This window comes from Mycobacterium kiyosense (assembly GCA_021654635.1).
GTDB classification, from domain to species: Bacteria; Actinomycetota; Actinomycetes; order Mycobacteriales; family Mycobacteriaceae; genus Mycobacterium; species Mycobacterium kiyosense.
Genome location: AP025179.1, coordinates 2,023,005 through 2,037,529, shown reverse-complemented (window position 1 = coordinate 2,037,529; position 14,525 = coordinate 2,023,005). Strand labels below are relative to the sequence as shown.

Below are 14,525 nucleotides of genomic sequence, written 5' to 3'. Positions count from 1 at the left end.
TTGCGGTCCGTCGGATCAAGCGGCGGCCGCGTCAGCGGGCGCGCGGGCGAGCTGCGGTGCCTGGCCCTGTCGCCAACGCGCAGGTCTAGATCGCGGCGAGCGCGCACAAATGCACGGTCGCAGCACCGTTTTGCCGCGCCTTCGTGGACCTTCGCGCAACGCGTTTCTACCTGCCGGCGCGCACACGGCGCCGCAGCTCGCAGGCTAGGCGGACTTGTCGCGTCGCTCGCTACGCGACTGCTTGCGCGGCACGATCGTCGGGAGCACGTTGTCCTGCACGGTTTCCTTCGTGACCACCACCTTGGCGACGTCGTCCCGGCTCGGGATGTCGTACATCACCGGCAGCAGCACTTCTTCCATGATCGCGCGCAGCCCGCGGGCGCCGGTGCCACGGTGGATCGCCTGGTCGGCGATCGCCTCGAGCGCGTCGTCGGTGAACTCCAGCTCCACGTTGTCCATCTCGAACAAACGGGTGTACTGCTTGACCAACGCGTTCTTGGGTTCGGACAGGATCTTGACCAACGACTCCTTGTCCAGGTTGGTGACCGAGGCGACCACCGGAAGCCGGCCGATGAACTCCGGGATCAGGCCGAACTTGATCAAGTCCTCGGGCATCACTTCGGCGAAGTGGTCGGTGGTGTCGATCTCGGCCTTGGAGCGCACCTCGGCGCCGAAGCCCAGCCCGCGCTTGCCGACCCGCTCGTAAATGATCTTTTCCAGACCCGCGAACGCGCCCGCAACGATGAACAGCACGTTGGTGGTGTCGATCTGGATGAACTCCTGGTGCGGATGCTTGCGACCGCCCTGCGGCGGAACCGACGCCTGGGTGCCTTCCAGGATCTTCAGCAGCGCCTGCTGAACGCCCTCGCCCGAGACGTCGCGGGTGATCGACGGGTTCTCGCTCTTGCGGGCGATCTTGTCCACCTCGTCGATGTAGATGATGCCGGTCTCGGCGCGCTTGACGTCGTAGTCCGCGGCCTGGATGAGTTTGAGCAGGATGTTCTCGACGTCTTCACCGACGTACCCGGCCTCGGTCAGCGCGGTGGCGTCGGCGATGGCGAACGGAACGTTGAGCATCTTGGCCAGCGTCTGGGCCAGGTAGGTTTTGCCACAGCCGGTGGGCCCCAACATCAGGATGTTGGACTTGGTCAGCTCGACCGGTTCGTAGCGCGAGTCGCGGCCCTTCTCGCCGGCCTGGATGCGCTTGTAGTGGTTGTAGACGGCCACCGCCAAGGTCCGCTTGGCCGTGTCCTGCCCGATGACGTAACCCTCCAGGAAGTCCCGGATCTCGATGGGCTTGGGCAGCTCGTCCAGCTTCACATCGTCGGCGTCGGCGAGTTCTTCTTCGATGATCTCGTTGCACAGGTCGATGCATTCATCGCAGATGTACACCCCGGGACCCGCGATGAGTTTCTTGACCTGCTTTTGACTCTTCCCGCAGAACGAGCACTTCAGCAAGTCACCGCCGTCTCCGATGCGCGCCATGATGCTTCAGGGCCTACTTCCTGTTATCGCCGTATCGTCTTGCCTGCCGCGTGTATCCCACGACGCTACCCGTTAGCTCCGGCCCCTCGCGACCGTTAACGCCGAATAGCTTCCTTGGTATTCGCTGTAATCACTTGGTCGGTACTTCTACCGCGTGCAGAAAGAACATATCGCCAGACCACGTCGGTCACTTGTCGGGACGCGCAATACGTGTCTCTGGCGTGTCGCGGTCGTGATGCCATCGAGGCTAGCGGACGCTGCGTGTCTAGCGGCCAAGTCGACCGGCAGGAGGCGGACCGGCCGCCGTCGGCGGCTGACATCCGTCGTCGGATCGACCGAGACTGTTCAGTGCTCGCCACGCTCATCGATGTTACGGAGTCGACTGCACCTTCTCAGCGCCCGCCGAAATCTCAGGCGTTCTGGGCGGACAGCTTCCGGTATTCGAGAACGGTGTCGATGATCCCGTACTCCTTGGCGTCCTCGGCGGTCAGGATCTTGTCCCGGTCGGTGTCCTTGCGGATCACCTCGGGGTCCTTATTGGTATGGCGGGCCAGCGTGGTCTCCATCAGGGTCCGCATCCGCTCGATCTCGGCGGCCTGGATCTCCAGGTCGGAGAACTGTCCCTGGATCACACCCGACAGCGACGGCTGGTGGATCAGCACCCGCGCGTTGGGCAGCGCCATCCGCTTACCCGGAGTTCCGGCGGCCAGCAGCACCGCGGCCGCGGACGCGGCCTGACCCAGGCACACGGTCTGGATGTCGGCACGCACGTACTGCATGGTGTCGTAGATCGCCATCAGCGAAGTGAAACCACCGCCCGGCGAGTTGATGTACATGGTGATGTCGCGGTCGGGATCCAGCGACTCGAGCACCAACAGCTGCGCCATGATGTCGTTGGCCGAAGCGTCGTCCACCTGGACGCCGAGGAAGATGATGCGTTCCTCGAACAGCTTGTTGTACGGGTTGGACTCTTTGACACCGAAGCTGGAGTGCTCGATGAACGACGGCAGGATGTAGCGCGCCTGAGGCTGGATCTGAGGGTTCACTGGGCTTCTCCGTTGGTGATGTGGGCGGCGCGGGTGATGATGTGGTCGACGAACCCGTATTCCAGGGCCTCCGGTGCGGTGAACCAGCGGTCGCGGTCCGAATCCGCCTCGATGCGCTCGATCGACTGCCCGGTGAATTCCGCGTTGAGGCGGAACATTTCCTTCTTGATGACCGCGAACTGCTCGGCCTGAATGGCGATGTCGGCAGCGCTACCTGTCACGCCACCAAGCGGCTGGTGCATCAGGATGCGGGCGTGCGGCAGCGCGTAACGCTTGCCCTTGGTGCCCGCGGCGAGCAGGAACTCACCCATCGACGCTGCCATGCCCATCGCGTAGGTGGCGATGTCGCACGGAGCCAGCACCATGGTGTCGTAGATCGCCATTCCGGCGCTGATCGATCCGCCCGGTGAGTTGATGTAGAGGTTGATGTCTTTGTCGGCGTCCTCGGCGGCGAGCAGCAGGATCTGTGCGCACAACCGGTTGGCGACCTCATCGTTCACCTCCGAACCCAAGAAGATGATGCGCTCGGAGAGCAAGCGCTCATAGACGGAGTCCGTGAGGTTCAGACCCATCGAGTTGGAACGCATATCAGACGCTTTGCTCACAGCGGGGACACCTGCTTTCTTCGCGTTGCTTGTTTCACCGACACTAACCAACCAGACCCGTCCTTTGACCACCTGAGACGGGCGCGTTCGCTCACAGCGTCATGCGGTGGGTGCGTCGGCTTCGTCATCGGCCACGTCGTCGGCCGCGTCGTCGGCATCCTCGTCCGAGTCGACGACGCTGTCATGGTCATGGTCATGGTCATGGTCATGGTCGTGCTCGTGGTCATGGTCGTGCTCGTGGTCCGTGTGGCGCCTGCCGAACAACTCGCCGGTGTCGATCGCGTTGCCGTCGCTGTCGGTGACCGTCGCCTTCTCCACCACCGCCGCAACCGCCAGGCCCCGCCGCACGTCGGCGAACATGGCGGCCAGCTGATTGTTCTCCTGCAGATAGGCGAACAGCTGCTGCGGCTCGATGCCGTACTGCCGCGACGTCAACACCAGCCGTTCGGTCAGGTCCTCCTGACCCACCTGCACGTCGAGTTCGTCGGCGATGGCGTCGAGCAGCAATTGCCGCTTGACGTTCTTCTCCGCGGCGGCGCGGGTCTCGGCGTCGAACTCCGACCGCGAACTGCCTTGCTGTTCGAGCAGTTCGTTGAACTTGCTCTCGTCGTTGTTCAAGCCGCCCATCGCCGCCTGCAGGGTCTCTTCGATCTGCGACCGCACCACGGCGTCCGGCACCGGCACCTCGACCTGCTCGAGCAGGGCGTCGAGCGCGGCATTGCGGATCTGATCGGCCTGCTTGGCCTTCTTGACGTTGCGCACCTGCTCGCGCAGGCTGGTGCGGAGCTCCTCGATGGTGTCGAACTCGCTGGCGAGCTGGGCGAATTCGTCGTCGGGATCGGGCAGTTCGCGTTCTTTGATCGACTTGACCGTGACGGTGACCTCAGCATCCTTGCCGGCGTGCTCACCGCTCGCCAGCTGCGCCGTGAAAACCTTCGACTCGTCCACGGCCAGACCGACCAGCGCGTCGTCCAGACCGGCGATCAGCCGACCGGAGCCGACCTCATGGGACAGCCCCTCGGCGGCGGCGTTGGGCACCTCTTCGCCGTCAACGGTGGCCGACAGGTCGATCGAGACGAAGTCGCCGGTTTGCACGGGCCGGTCCACCCCGGTCAGGGTGCCGAACCGGGCGCGCAGGGACTCCAGTTCGGCGTCGACCTCTTCGTCGGTGACCTCGATCGGGTCGACGGAGACCGTCAACGCGTCCAGGTCGGGAATCTCCAGCTTGGGACGAACGTCGACCTCGGCGAAGAACTGCAGTTCCTCGCCGTACTCCTTCTTGGTCACCTGGATGTTGGGGCGACCGATCGGCTGCACGTCGGACTCGGTGAGCGCCTGACCGTAACGGCTGGGTACGGCATCCTCGACGACCTGGTCGAGCAGCGCTTCACGGCCGAAGCGCGCCTCGAGCAACCGCGCCGGGGCCTTGCCGGGCCGGAAACCGGGCAGCCTGACCTGCTTGGCCAGCTCCTTGTAGGCCCGCTGGAAGTCGGGTTCGAGTTCGGTGAACGGCACCTCCACGTTGATGCGAACCCGGGTGGGGCTCAACTGCTTGACGGTGCTTTTCACGGCATGCTCCTCGATGTGTAGTTCCGGCGCGCGGCGGTGCGCTTGTCGGGCGGGTCGGGGTGACAGGATTTGAACCTGCGGCCTTCCGCTCCCAAAGCGGATGCGCTACCAAGCTGCGCTACACCCCGCGGTGACCTCGCGATCCTACGGCCCGGCCACACCGGACCCGCATCGACCTCCAGGCTGTCCGCAACCTCACAGAGCGGTCACGCATCAGCGTCGATTAGATTTGATCTGCAGCACCACGTACAGTCTCGCTCGACTAATACATGCGGGCGTAGCTCAATGGTAGAGCCCTAGTCTTCCAAACTAGCTACGCGGGTTCGATTCCCGTCGCCCGCTCTGGGCGACCATTTGCTCGACAGAGAGGCGCCATGAGCGACGTTCAAAGCGTCAGCATCCAGGGCTCATGCGCGCCGCGATTCGCCGGTGTGCGTGACGCGTTCGAGCGCAATTTCACGCTGCGCCACGAGGTCGGCGCCGCGGTCGCAGTCTGGGTCGACGGCGATCTCGTCGTCAACCTGTGGGGTGGCTCAGCCGACGCCGCCGGCACCCGGCCCTGGCGGGAAGACACCCTGACCACGGTGCTCTCCGGCACCAAAGGGCTGTCCTCCACCTGTGTGCACCAGCTCGCCGACCGCGGCGAGCTGGACCTGCATGCCCCGGTCGCCCGCTACTGGCCCGAGTTCGGCCAGGCGGGCAAAGCAGACATCACGCTGGCCATGGTGATGAGCCACCGCTCCGGCGTCATCGGCCCGCGTACCCGGCTGACCACCGAGCAACTGCTGGACTGGGATTTCGTCTGCGAGCAGCTGGCCGTCGCCGAACCGTGGTGGGAACCCGGCACCGCACAGGGCTACCACATGACCACGTTCGGCTTCATTGTCGGCGAAGTGTTTCGTCGCATCACCGGCCGCACCATCGGCCAGTATCTGCGCACCGAGATCGCCGAGCCGATCGGCGCCGAAGTTCACATCGGCCTCTCACCCGCCGAACAGCGACGCTGCGCCGAGCGGGTGAATAAGCCGACCGGTCGCCAGCTGCTGGCCGAACTGCAGGCACCGGGTTACCCGACCAGCCTTGACGAGCATCCCAAGGCGGGCATGGCGATCTCGATGGGTTTCCTCGCCGACGACGACCTGGACACCGAGAATCTGCAGCTGTGGCGTCAGCTCGAGTTCCCCGGTACCAACGGCCAGGTGTCCGCGCTGGGAATGGCGACGTTCTACAACGCCCTGGCCCAGGAGAAGCTGCTCAGCCGCGAGCACATGGATCTGGTCCGCGAGTGCCAGGGCGGCTTCGAACCCGATCTGGTGCTGGGTCCCCGGGTGGCCGATCACGGCTGGGGCCTGGGCTACATGCTCAATCAGCGCTGCATCAATGGCCCCAACCCGAAGATGTTCGGGCATGGCGGGCTGGGTGGTTCGTTCGCGTTCGTCGACCTGGAACATCGGATCGGCTATGGGTACGTGTCCAACCGGTTCGACGCCAGCAAAGCCAACGCCGACCCGCGCAGCGTCGCCCTGAGCAACGAGGTGTACCGCGCGCTCGGGGTCATTCCGGGCGACGACTGAAAACGCACCCTGCCGGACGATGCCGACAGGGTGCGCCTGGTTGATCGGACGCTGCTAGCGGGGACCACCTGGCCCGCCAGGCCCACCTGGTCCGCCCGGTCCGGGACCGCCAGGTCCGCCGGGACCACCCGGGCCACCGGGCCCGCCGGGTCCGCCGGGGCCGTCCGGGCCGTGGAATTCGCCGGGCCCGCCGGGTCCCCCGGGCCCTCCCGGGTGGTCGAAGCGCGCGTTGTCATGGCAGTGCCATGCGTCCCAGTTGTCGCCCCAACCGGGGTCCCAGAAGTCACCCGGGCACCATTGCGGGAACGATGTCGGCGCCGCCGCGGCGTCTGCCGCGGTGCCAAGACCGGCGACCCCCAAGCCGATGGCGAGCGCGAAACCTGTTGCAACCAAGCGTGATGATGAAGTTTTCATAATCTTTAGACCTACTAGGCAAACCTGTAGCCAACCTGAAGCGCGCGGGCCAATTTTCTGCCAGTTCCCTGTCAACCACGGCGACCTGAGGTTTCGTCTAAAGCTTGATCGAATCCGTCACACACCTTGTGATCGATGTCATGTCTGGCAGGTCGGGCACCAGAACAGATTTCGGCCGTCCAACACCGCGGTACGCACGGTGTCGCCGCACACCCGGCACGGATCGCCGGCGCGGCGGTAGACGTAGGTACGGGGTCGTCCAGGGCCGTACGAGGGGGCGCCGTGGTCGTGTTCGGGGCGCACCACGATGATCTTGCCGCGGCGCAGGCCCACCTTCATCAGAGCGACCAGGTCGGTCCATGCGGCGCCGAATTCCTGCTCGGAGATCTGCTGGCCGGGCCGGTACGGGTCGATGCGGTGCCGGAACAACAACTCATTGCGGTAGACGTTGCCCACCCCGGCGATCACGCTCTGGTCCATCAGCAGCGCACCGATCGGCCTGCGCGACTTGCTGATTCGCTGCCACGGCCAGGCCGGGTCGGCATCGGCGCGCAGTGGGTCGGGACCCAGCCGGGCCACCACGTCGTCAACCTGGCTGATGTCGAGGAGTTCGCAGACCGTGGGACCACGCAAGTCCGTGCCGTATGCCGCGCCGATCATCCGCATCCGCACCTGACCTACCGGTTCCGGAACCGTCCCGTCGGCTGGTCGCTCCCACTCGGTGAAGGTGCCGTAGAGGCCGAGGTGGACGTGCACCACCGGTCCGCCGGCGTAGTGGTGGAAAAGGTGTTTACCCCAGGCGCTGGCGCGGCGCAGCACCTTTCCGTTGACAACTGCGGCCGCGTCGTCGAAGCGGCCCTGAGGGCTCGACACCGCCACCGGAGCACCGGCGAAGCGACGCTGGTGCAGCCGGGCCAGCCGGTGCAGGGTATGCCCTTCGGGCACGCCGTCTCAGTCCCCCGCCCCGGCTACCGGCGGTGCCTGGTGGGTGCGCTCGTACTCGGCCAGGATGTCGATACGGCGTTGGTGGCGTTGGGCTTTCGACCACGGTGTGGACACGAATGCGTCGACGATGGCCAGCGCCTCGTCGGCGGTGTGCATGCGTCCGCCGATACCGATCAGCTGGGCGTTGTTGTGTTCGCGAGCCAGGGCCGCCGTCTCGACGCTCCACGCAAGTGCGCACCGGGCCCCGGGAACCTTGTTGGCGGCAATCTGTTCACCGTTGCCGGAGCCGCCCAGCACGATGCCCAGGCTGCCCGGGTCGGCCACCGTGCGGGTCGCCGCGGCGATGCAGAACGCCGGGTAGTCGTCCTCGGCGTCGTAGCTGAAGGCCCCGCAGTCGACCGGCTCGTGGCCGGTCTGCTTCAGATGCTCGATGATCTGCTGCTTGAGCTCGAAACCGGCATGGTCGGACCCCAGGTAGACGCGCATGCCCGACATTGTGCACCACGCCTCGCCCGCCACTCGGCGAGAGTGAGATCCGCGACGGATCGCCCGCGTGTCGTGTCGCGTCGTGTCGTACACACTCGGCGCGACGTTCGACTCTCAGTCGAACTGCGGCGGCTCGGTGCGAGTTCGCTTGAGCTCGAAGAAGTGTGGATACGCCGCAAAGGTCACCGAGGCATCCCACAGCTTGCCGGCCTCTTCGCCGCGCGGGATCCGGGACAGCACCGGACCGAAGAACGCCACGCCGTTGACGTGGATGGTCGGGGTGCCGACGTCGTCGCCGACGGCGTCCATGCCGGCGTGATGGCTCTTGCGCAGCGCTTCGTCGTAGGTGTCGCTGGTGGCCGCCCCGGCCAGGTCGGCGGGCAGGCCGGCATCGGCCAACGCCAGCTTGATCACCTCGGGCAGATCCTTGTTGCCCTCATTGTGGATTCGGGTGCCCATCGCGGTGTAGAGCGGGTCCAGCACCTTGGCGCCGTGGGCCTGCTCGGCGGCGATCGCCACCCGCACCGGCCCCCACGCCTTGGCCATCATCTCCCGGTACTGCTCGGGCAGACCTTCCCGGTTCTCGTTGAGCACCGCAAGGCTCATCACGTGGAAGTTCACCTCGATATCGCGGACCTTCTCGACCTCGAGAATCCAGCGCGAGGTGATCCAGCACCACGGGCACAGCGGGTCGAACCAGAAATCTGCGACGTCTTTACCAGCCATGCTGCGACCCTCTCCTCGGTGCTCAGAATCATCCGCTCACAGACAACCGTAGCCGCGGTGCAACTGTTCCCCGTCGCGGTCAGCCGGGCAGCCCCGGATCGCCGTCGTGGCCGGAGCCACCCCCGGCGCCGCCGTTGCCGCCGTTGCCCCACAGCAACCCGCCGTCACCACCGGCCTGACCGGGTGCACCGTTGGTGCCGTTGCCGACCAGTGGGCGTCCCAGCAGGGCTTGGGCGGGCGCGTTGACCGCGTTCAGTGCCTGCTGCATCGGGGACGCGTTGGCCGCCTCCGCGGTCGCGTAAGAGCTGCCGGCGCCCTGCAGCGCACGGACGAACTGGGCGTGGAAGTCGGCGGCTTGCGCGCTGAGGGCCCGATACGCCTGACCGTGCGCCGCGAAGATCTCGGCGATCGCCGTCGACACCTCGTCCGCCCCGGCGGCCAGCAGCGTGGTGGTCGATGCCGCCGCGGCGGCGCTGGCCGCGCCCACGCTTTCTCTCAGAACGGCCAGTTCCGAAGCGGCCGTCACCACCAACTCCGGCGCCACAATCAAGCGGACATCGCGCGTAACCTCCTGCCGCACATGCGAGTTCGGAGGATGCGCCGACCCGCCCTGAAGTACGAGTCATACCTGCCGAGGTAGAGGCCCGCGCTGTTTCGGGTTTTTTTCATCCTTTTGGGGGAGGGACGTGCTCAACCGCGCTGCGACGCCAGCCGATATGTTGGAGCCCGTGGCTCTCCCCAACCTCACCCGCGACCAGGCAATCGAACGCGCGGCGCTGGTCACCGTGCACAGTTACCAGATCGCCCTCGACCTCACCGACGGCTCCGGCGCGCCGGGCTCCGGAACATTCCACTCCGTCACCACCGTGGTGTTCGACGCGCTCGCCGGAGCCGACACCGTCCTCGACATCGCCGCCGGCACTGTGCGCAGCGCCACCCTCAACGGCCAGCCCATCGACGTCTCCGGTTACGACGAATCAACCGGGATCCCGCTGCGCGGGCTCGCCGACCGCAACGTCGTCGTGGTCGACGCGGACTGCCGCTACTCGAACACCGGTGAGGGCCTGCACCGCTTTGTCGACCCGGTCGACGACGAGGTCTACCTGTACTCGCAATTCGAAACCGCCGATGCCAAGCGGATGTTCGCCTGTTTCGACCAGCCCGACCTCAAGGCCACTTTCGACATCCAGGTGACCGCGCCCGCACACTGGCAGGTCGTATCCAACGGCGCGACCGCCGAGGTCGCAGTCGCCGGCCAGGCCAAAGTGCACACGTTCGCGACCACCCCGCGGATGAGCACCTATCTGGTGGCGCTGATCGCCGGCCCGTATGCGGTGTGGAACGACACCTACCGCGACGAGCACGGCGAGATCCCGCTGGGCATCTACTGCCGGGCGTCGCTGGCGCCGTTCATGGACGCCGACCGGTTGTTCACCGAGACCAAGCAGGGCTTCGGTTTCTACCACGCCAACTTCGGCTCGCCCTACGCTTTCGGCAAGTACGACCAGCTGTTCGTTCCCGAATTCAATGCCGGCGCAATGGAAAACGCGGGCGCGGTGACGTTCCTGGAAGACTACGTCTTCCGCAGCAAGGTCACCCGGGCCTCCTACGAGCGGCGCGCCGAGACGGTTCTGCACGAGATGGCGCACATGTGGTTCGGCGACCTGGTCACCATGACGTGGTGGGATGATCTGTGGCTCAACGAATCCTTCGCCACCTTTGCGTCGGTGCTGTGCCAGGCCGAGTCGACCGAGTACACCCAGGCGTGGACAACCTTTGCGACAGTGGAGAAGTCGTGGGCGTACCGCCAGGACCAGATGCCCTCCACACACCCGATCGCCGCGGACATCCCCGACCTGCACGCGGTCGAGGTCAACTTCGACGGAATCACCTACGCCAAGGGCGCCTCGGTGCTCAAGCAGCTGGTCGCCTATGTGGGGCTGGAGCATTTCCTGGCCGGGTTGCGGGACTATTTCGCTGCCCACGCATTCGGCAACGCCACCTTCAGCGATCTGCTCGGCGCGCTGGAGAAGGCCTCGGGACGAGACCTGTCGAACTGGGGGCAGCAGTGGCTGAAAACGACCGGGCTCAACACGTTACGCCCGGACTTCGACATCGACGGTGACGGCAACTTCACCCGGTTCGCGGTGACGCAGAGCGGGGCGGCGCCCGGCGCGGGTGAGACCCGGGTGCACCGGATCGCGATCGGCATCTACGACGACGATCCGGCGTCGGGCAAATTGGTGCGGGTGCATCGCGAGGAAATCGACGTCGACGGTTCCAGCACGGAAGTGCCTGCGCTGGTAGGTGTTTCGCGGGGCAAGCTGGTTCTGGTCAACGACGACGACCTGACCTACTGCTCGCTACGGCTGGACCCGGAGTCGCTGCAGACCGCGCTGAAGCGCATCGCCGACATCGCCGAGCCGCTGCCCCGGTCGCTGGCCTGGTCGGCCGCCTGGGAGATGACGCGGGAGGCCGAGCTGCGGGCCCGCGACTTCGTGGCACTGGTGTCCGGAGGCGTTCAGGCCGAGACCGAGGTGACGGTGTTGCAGCGGTTGCTGCTGCAGGCGCAGACGGCGGTCGGTTCGTATGCCGAACCGGGGTGGGCACGCGAGCAGGGCGGGCCGCAGCTGGCCGACCGGCTGCTGGAGTTGGCGCGCGGCGCCGAACCCGGATCCGACCACCAGCTCGCCTTCGTCAACGCGCTGTGTTCGTCGGTGCTCTCACCGCGGCACGTGGAGGTGTTGAGCGCGTTGCTCGACGGTGACCCCGCCGAGCAGGGGCTGGCCGGCCTGGACGTCGACGCCGATCTGCGTTGGCGGGTGGTGATCGCGCTGGCCGCTGCCGGCGCGATCGACGCCGAGGGCCCGGACACGCCACGCATCGACGCCGAGGTCAACAAAGACCCCACTGCCGCGGGCAAGCGGCACGGCGCTCAGGCGGCGGCGGCGCGCCCCCAGCTCGAGGTCAAGGAGGCCGCGTTCACCTCAGTGGTCGAGGACGACACGCTGGCCAATGCCCTCAGCCGGGCCATCATCGCGGGTATCGGCGCGCCGGGGCAGGGTGAGCTGCTCAAACCGTTCACCGCACGCTACTTCAAAGCGATTCCGGGGGTGTGGGCGCGGCGGTCCAGCGAGGTCGCGCAGTCGGTGGTGATCGGCCTGTACCCGTACTGGGACATCAGCGAGGAGGCCATCGCTACCGCCGACGAGTTCCTGAGCGATCCCGACGTGCCGCCGGCGTTGCGCCGACTGGTGCTCGAGGGCCAAGCCGGGGTGAAGCGGTCGCTGCGGGCGCGCAAGTTCGACGCCGAGGACCCGAACTGACCGGACGGCCGGCCTACAGATAGCCGCCGTCGTGCAGGCCGGCGTCCTGCTCGAGTCGATTGGTCTTGCGAAAGATCAACTCGCGCACCAACTCCCAGCCATAGGCTCGCAGCATGCCGGAATAGCCGAGCGCGGCCCACTGAGCACTGTGTCGTTCCTCGTGATGCAACAGGCGGTCCAGATCCAGGCCGCCGACCACGACCTCGCCGTCGGGTTCGGCGCGCCAGATCCGCCGCGACGCGATGATGTCGCGCAGCACTCGGGCGGGCTCGACTCCGGCGGTGGTGTTGACCATGAAGATGTCTCCCCAGGTGGTCCCGCCGCGTTGGCTGTACAGCCGCTGGACCCAGCTGCCGCCCGCACCCATCAGGATGCCGTTCGGGGTGGTCGCCAGCCGGCCGCCGTTTCGGTCGACGAATCGGACGTCGCGGCCGTAACTCCAGCCGTTGGCGCGCTGCCGGTCCATGATGCGCCGCACCTCGGCCACCGAGTACGGCGTCGCGGCGAAGTCGTGGACGACGCCGCGACCCGCCGCGCCATAGTCGGTGCCCGCGTTGAGGATGTAGGTCAGCAACACCGCCCGGCGCGCGTCGTCCCCGCTGATACCCGGCGGGAGCAGAAAGAACGACTTACCGCGCGGGTCGTTGACCTCTTCGTAGTCGCCGAGCAGGTGCAGTTCATCCCCGTCGATGCCCGAGCTCCGGGCGATCTCGAGAATCGTTTCGGGGGTTACTGCGCGGCGCGCGGCATTCGCCAGCCATGTCGCGGGGTAGCCGGTGCGGCGCGGGCCGGTGAGCAGGCCCGCCTCGCGCAGCGCCCGCTCGTGGTGGTGACCCGGCAACTGCGGGCGGCTAGGCCGGCGAGATCCCCGAGCTGAGTACCCGGATGGCGCTGACCAGTCCGTCGATCAGGTTGCCCTGCTCGAACGCCGACGACGCGGCGGCCACCCCGAGCGGCGCCGCGGACTCGGCGCCGCGACCGCGCACCTCCGAGCCGTACACCACTTCGATGGCGCTCTGGTTCGGCGACACCGCCAGCAGCACCGCGTTGTTGGGGGTCGGCACCTTGGCCAGGATCTCCCGGGCCCGGGCCGCGGTGTCGCCGCCCAGGTCACCCAGGTAGACGGCGAACCGCGCCTTGGACGCGCGCGAGGCGTACTTCAGGGCGTCGTCGACGGCGACGAGGTCCTTGATCGGGAAGGGGTAGTGCGAGGAGAGCTCGCCCGGTTCGGTAACGCCGGAAACCCGTCCACTGCTGGTGATCACCGAGCCGCGGGGCAGGTCGGCGGGATCGATGGTCGCGACTTCACCATGTGCCACTTGCGCCACCTCCCACCGTGAACTCCGAGCCGTGCCCGCCGTGGTGACCGCCGACGTTCTCGTCGGTGGCCGCCCACAGGATCGACGGGTGGGTCCACTCTTGCGACAGATCGTAGGTCGCCGGGTGCGGGCTCTTGCGGCTCATGAACACCAGCAAGAGGAGACCGACCAGCAACAGTGGTATTCCGAGAAACATCCCGTGTAATGCCATCGTGTTCACGAGGCAAACCGTATCCCACGACCGCGCGAAGCGGTGCACTCAGGACGCAGGAATGTCAGGCCGCGCCCTCACCCAGATACCGCACCCAGGACGGGTCGAGCTCCTTGACCGTCGACAGCAGCCGCCAGTGCTGGCCGGTCGGCGGCAGCGGCGCACGCCGCAACGACCAGCCGAGTTCGGTGAGCAGCTTGTCGCCCTTGCGGTGGTTGCAGGTCGCGCAGCACGCGACACAGTTCTCCCAGGAATGTTCGCCGCCGCGACTGCGGGGCACCACGTGGTCGACGGTGTCGGCCTTCGCGCCGCAGTACGCGCAACAGAACCGGTCGCGGTGCATCAACGCCGCGCGGGTCATCGGGACCCGCGCCCGGTACGGCACCCGGACATAGGTGCGCAACTGGATCACCGAGGGCACCGCAATCGAATGGGTGGCCGAGTGGATGACCGGACCGGCCGGGTCGTGGTGCACGACGTCAGCTTTTCCGCAGATCAGCATCACGATGGCGCGTCGCATCGGCAGTGCGGTCAACGGCTCGTAGGTGGAGTTCAGCAGCAGCACCCGGCGGCGGTTCCAGATCGAGGCGCTGTCGGTGCGGTTGGGGGGGATGGGTTTCAGCGACACTGTGCAGGCATGGGGCGGTTGCTGGCCCGGTTCCTTTTTGCCGCGACACCCGTGCTGCGGTGGCCACGGCGTTTATTGCGCTGCGCCATAAATCCTCCGCGGACAGTCCACCACGATTTGCTGCCAATCGCACGCCATTTGTCTGAGCCGCGCCGTGTCGATCCGGTGAACAACGGGCGCTCTGGGCGCCG

The 14,525-nt window shown here is 66.7% G+C and carries 12 protein-coding genes, 2 tRNA genes and 2 pseudogenes; 3 read left to right on the top strand and 13 right to left on the bottom strand.

Translation table 11 applies throughout. From position 1 onward, the window contains the following. Window positions 1-204: 204 nt before the first annotated feature. The 5 genes from clpX to L6444_RS09725 form a co-directional block, all read right to left on the bottom strand. A complete protein-coding gene (clpX, locus tag L6444_RS09745) occupies window positions 205-1,485 on the bottom strand; it encodes an ATP-dependent Clp protease ATP-binding subunit ClpX (RefSeq protein WP_236982024.1) in 1,281 nt (426 codons plus the stop codon). A 410-nt stretch (window positions 1,486-1,895) separates the two neighbouring features. Beyond that, window positions 1,896-2,531, bottom strand: coding sequence for an ATP-dependent CLP protease proteolytic subunit ClpP2 (gene clpP2, locus L6444_RS09740; RefSeq protein ID WP_236982022.1), 636 nt, complete (start codon window positions 2,529-2,531; stop codon window positions 1,896-1,898). Continuing rightward, the gene (locus L6444_RS09735) at window positions 2,528-3,136 is read right to left on the bottom strand and encodes an ATP-dependent Clp protease proteolytic subunit (protein WP_236982020.1); all 609 of its coding nucleotides are present in this window, start codon (window positions 3,134-3,136) and stop codon (window positions 2,528-2,530) included. The genes clpP2 and L6444_RS09735 overlap by 4 nt, the downstream gene beginning before the upstream one ends. Before the next feature lie 99 nt (window positions 3,137-3,235). Further along, a complete protein-coding gene (gene tig / locus L6444_RS09730) occupies window positions 3,236-4,705 on the bottom strand; it encodes a trigger factor (protein WP_236982018.1) in 1,470 nt (489 codons plus the stop codon). Window positions 4,706-4,759: 54 nt separating this feature from the next. Further along, window positions 4,760-4,833: transfer RNA gene (locus L6444_RS09725), tRNA-Pro, on the bottom strand. Window positions 4,834-4,976: 143 nt separating this feature from the next. Between L6444_RS09725 and L6444_RS09720 the strand changes: the two genes are divergently transcribed. Both L6444_RS09720 and L6444_RS09715 read left to right on the top strand, forming a co-directional pair. Beyond that, a tRNA-Gly gene (locus tag L6444_RS09720) sits at window positions 4,977-5,047 on the top strand. Between the two features lie 32 nt (window positions 5,048-5,079). Further along, entirely contained in the window at window positions 5,080-6,279 is a 1,200-nt protein-coding gene (locus L6444_RS09715) for a serine hydrolase domain-containing protein (protein ID WP_236982009.1), read from the top strand. Between the two features lie 552 nt (window positions 6,280-6,831). Here L6444_RS09715 and L6444_RS09705 read toward each other — a convergent pair. The 4 genes and pseudogenes from L6444_RS09705 to L6444_RS09690 all read right to left on the bottom strand — a co-directional run. Then, complete coding sequence (locus tag L6444_RS09705; RefSeq protein ID WP_236982005.1) at window positions 6,832-7,638, bottom strand: Fpg/Nei family DNA glycosylase; 807 nt, start codon at window positions 7,636-7,638, stop codon at window positions 6,832-6,834. Window positions 7,639-7,644: 6 nt separating this feature from the next. Beyond that, a complete protein-coding gene (locus tag L6444_RS09700) occupies window positions 7,645-8,124 on the bottom strand; it encodes a ribose-5-phosphate isomerase (RefSeq protein WP_236982003.1) in 480 nt (159 codons plus the stop codon). A gap of 114 nt (window positions 8,125-8,238) precedes the next feature. Further along, a complete protein-coding gene (locus tag L6444_RS09695) occupies window positions 8,239-8,850 on the bottom strand; it encodes an Rv2466c family mycothiol-dependent reductase (RefSeq protein ID WP_236982001.1) in 612 nt (203 codons plus the stop codon). An 82-nt stretch (window positions 8,851-8,932) separates the two neighbouring features. Then, window positions 8,933-9,400 (bottom strand): annotated as a pseudogene (locus L6444_RS09690) (PE family protein); the annotation flags it as partial. A gap of 178 nt (window positions 9,401-9,578) precedes the next feature. Between L6444_RS09690 and pepN the strand changes: the two are divergent. Then, window positions 9,579-12,176, top strand: coding sequence for an aminopeptidase N (gene pepN / locus L6444_RS09685; RefSeq protein ID WP_236981988.1), 2,598 nt, complete (start codon window positions 9,579-9,581; stop codon window positions 12,174-12,176). A 13-nt stretch (window positions 12,177-12,189) separates the two neighbouring features. Here the strand turns inward: pepN and L6444_RS09680 are convergent, their stop codons facing one another. From L6444_RS09680 to L6444_RS09665, 4 genes and pseudogenes are all read right to left on the bottom strand, one after another. Next, window positions 12,190-12,975 (bottom strand): hypothetical protein, encoded by a 786-nt coding sequence (locus L6444_RS09680; protein WP_309297856.1) that lies wholly within the window; start codon window positions 12,973-12,975, stop codon window positions 12,190-12,192. 52 nt (window positions 12,976-13,027) lie between these two features. Further along, window positions 13,028-13,495, bottom strand: a complete 468-nt coding sequence (locus L6444_RS09675; protein WP_236981984.1) for a DUF5130 domain-containing protein — start codon at window positions 13,493-13,495, stop codon at window positions 13,028-13,030. Then, the gene (gene ctaJ, locus L6444_RS09670; RefSeq protein ID WP_236983963.1) at window positions 13,482-13,706 is read right to left on the bottom strand and encodes an aa3-type cytochrome oxidase subunit CtaJ; all 225 of its coding nucleotides are present in this window, start codon (window positions 13,704-13,706) and stop codon (window positions 13,482-13,484) included. Before ctaJ ends, L6444_RS09675 begins: the two co-directional genes overlap by 14 nt. A gap of 64 nt (window positions 13,707-13,770) precedes the next feature. After that, a pseudogene (locus L6444_RS09665) lies at window positions 13,771-14,423 on the bottom strand (HNH endonuclease). Window positions 14,424-14,525: the final 102 nt, after the last annotated feature.

What these genes read in the sequence shown, in the direction of transcription:
- ctaJ (WP_236983963.1), bottom strand. Translation starts at nt 13,706, where the DNA reads ATGGCATTACACGGGATGTTTCTCGGAATACCACTGTTGCTGGTCGGT.
- L6444_RS09695 (WP_236982001.1), bottom strand. Translation starts at nt 8,850, where the DNA reads ATGGCTGGTAAAGACGTCGCAGATTTCTGGTTCGACCCGCTGTGCCCG.
- L6444_RS09715 (WP_236982009.1), top strand. Translation starts at nt 5,080, where the DNA reads ATGAGCGACGTTCAAAGCGTCAGCATCCAGGGCTCATGCGCGCCGCGA.
- clpX (WP_236982024.1), bottom strand. Translation starts at nt 1,485, where the DNA reads ATGGCGCGCATCGGAGACGGCGGTGACTTGCTGAAGTGCTCGTTCTGC.
- L6444_RS09700 (WP_236982003.1), bottom strand. Translation starts at nt 8,124, where the DNA reads ATGCGCGTCTACCTGGGGTCCGACCATGCCGGTTTCGAGCTCAAGCAG.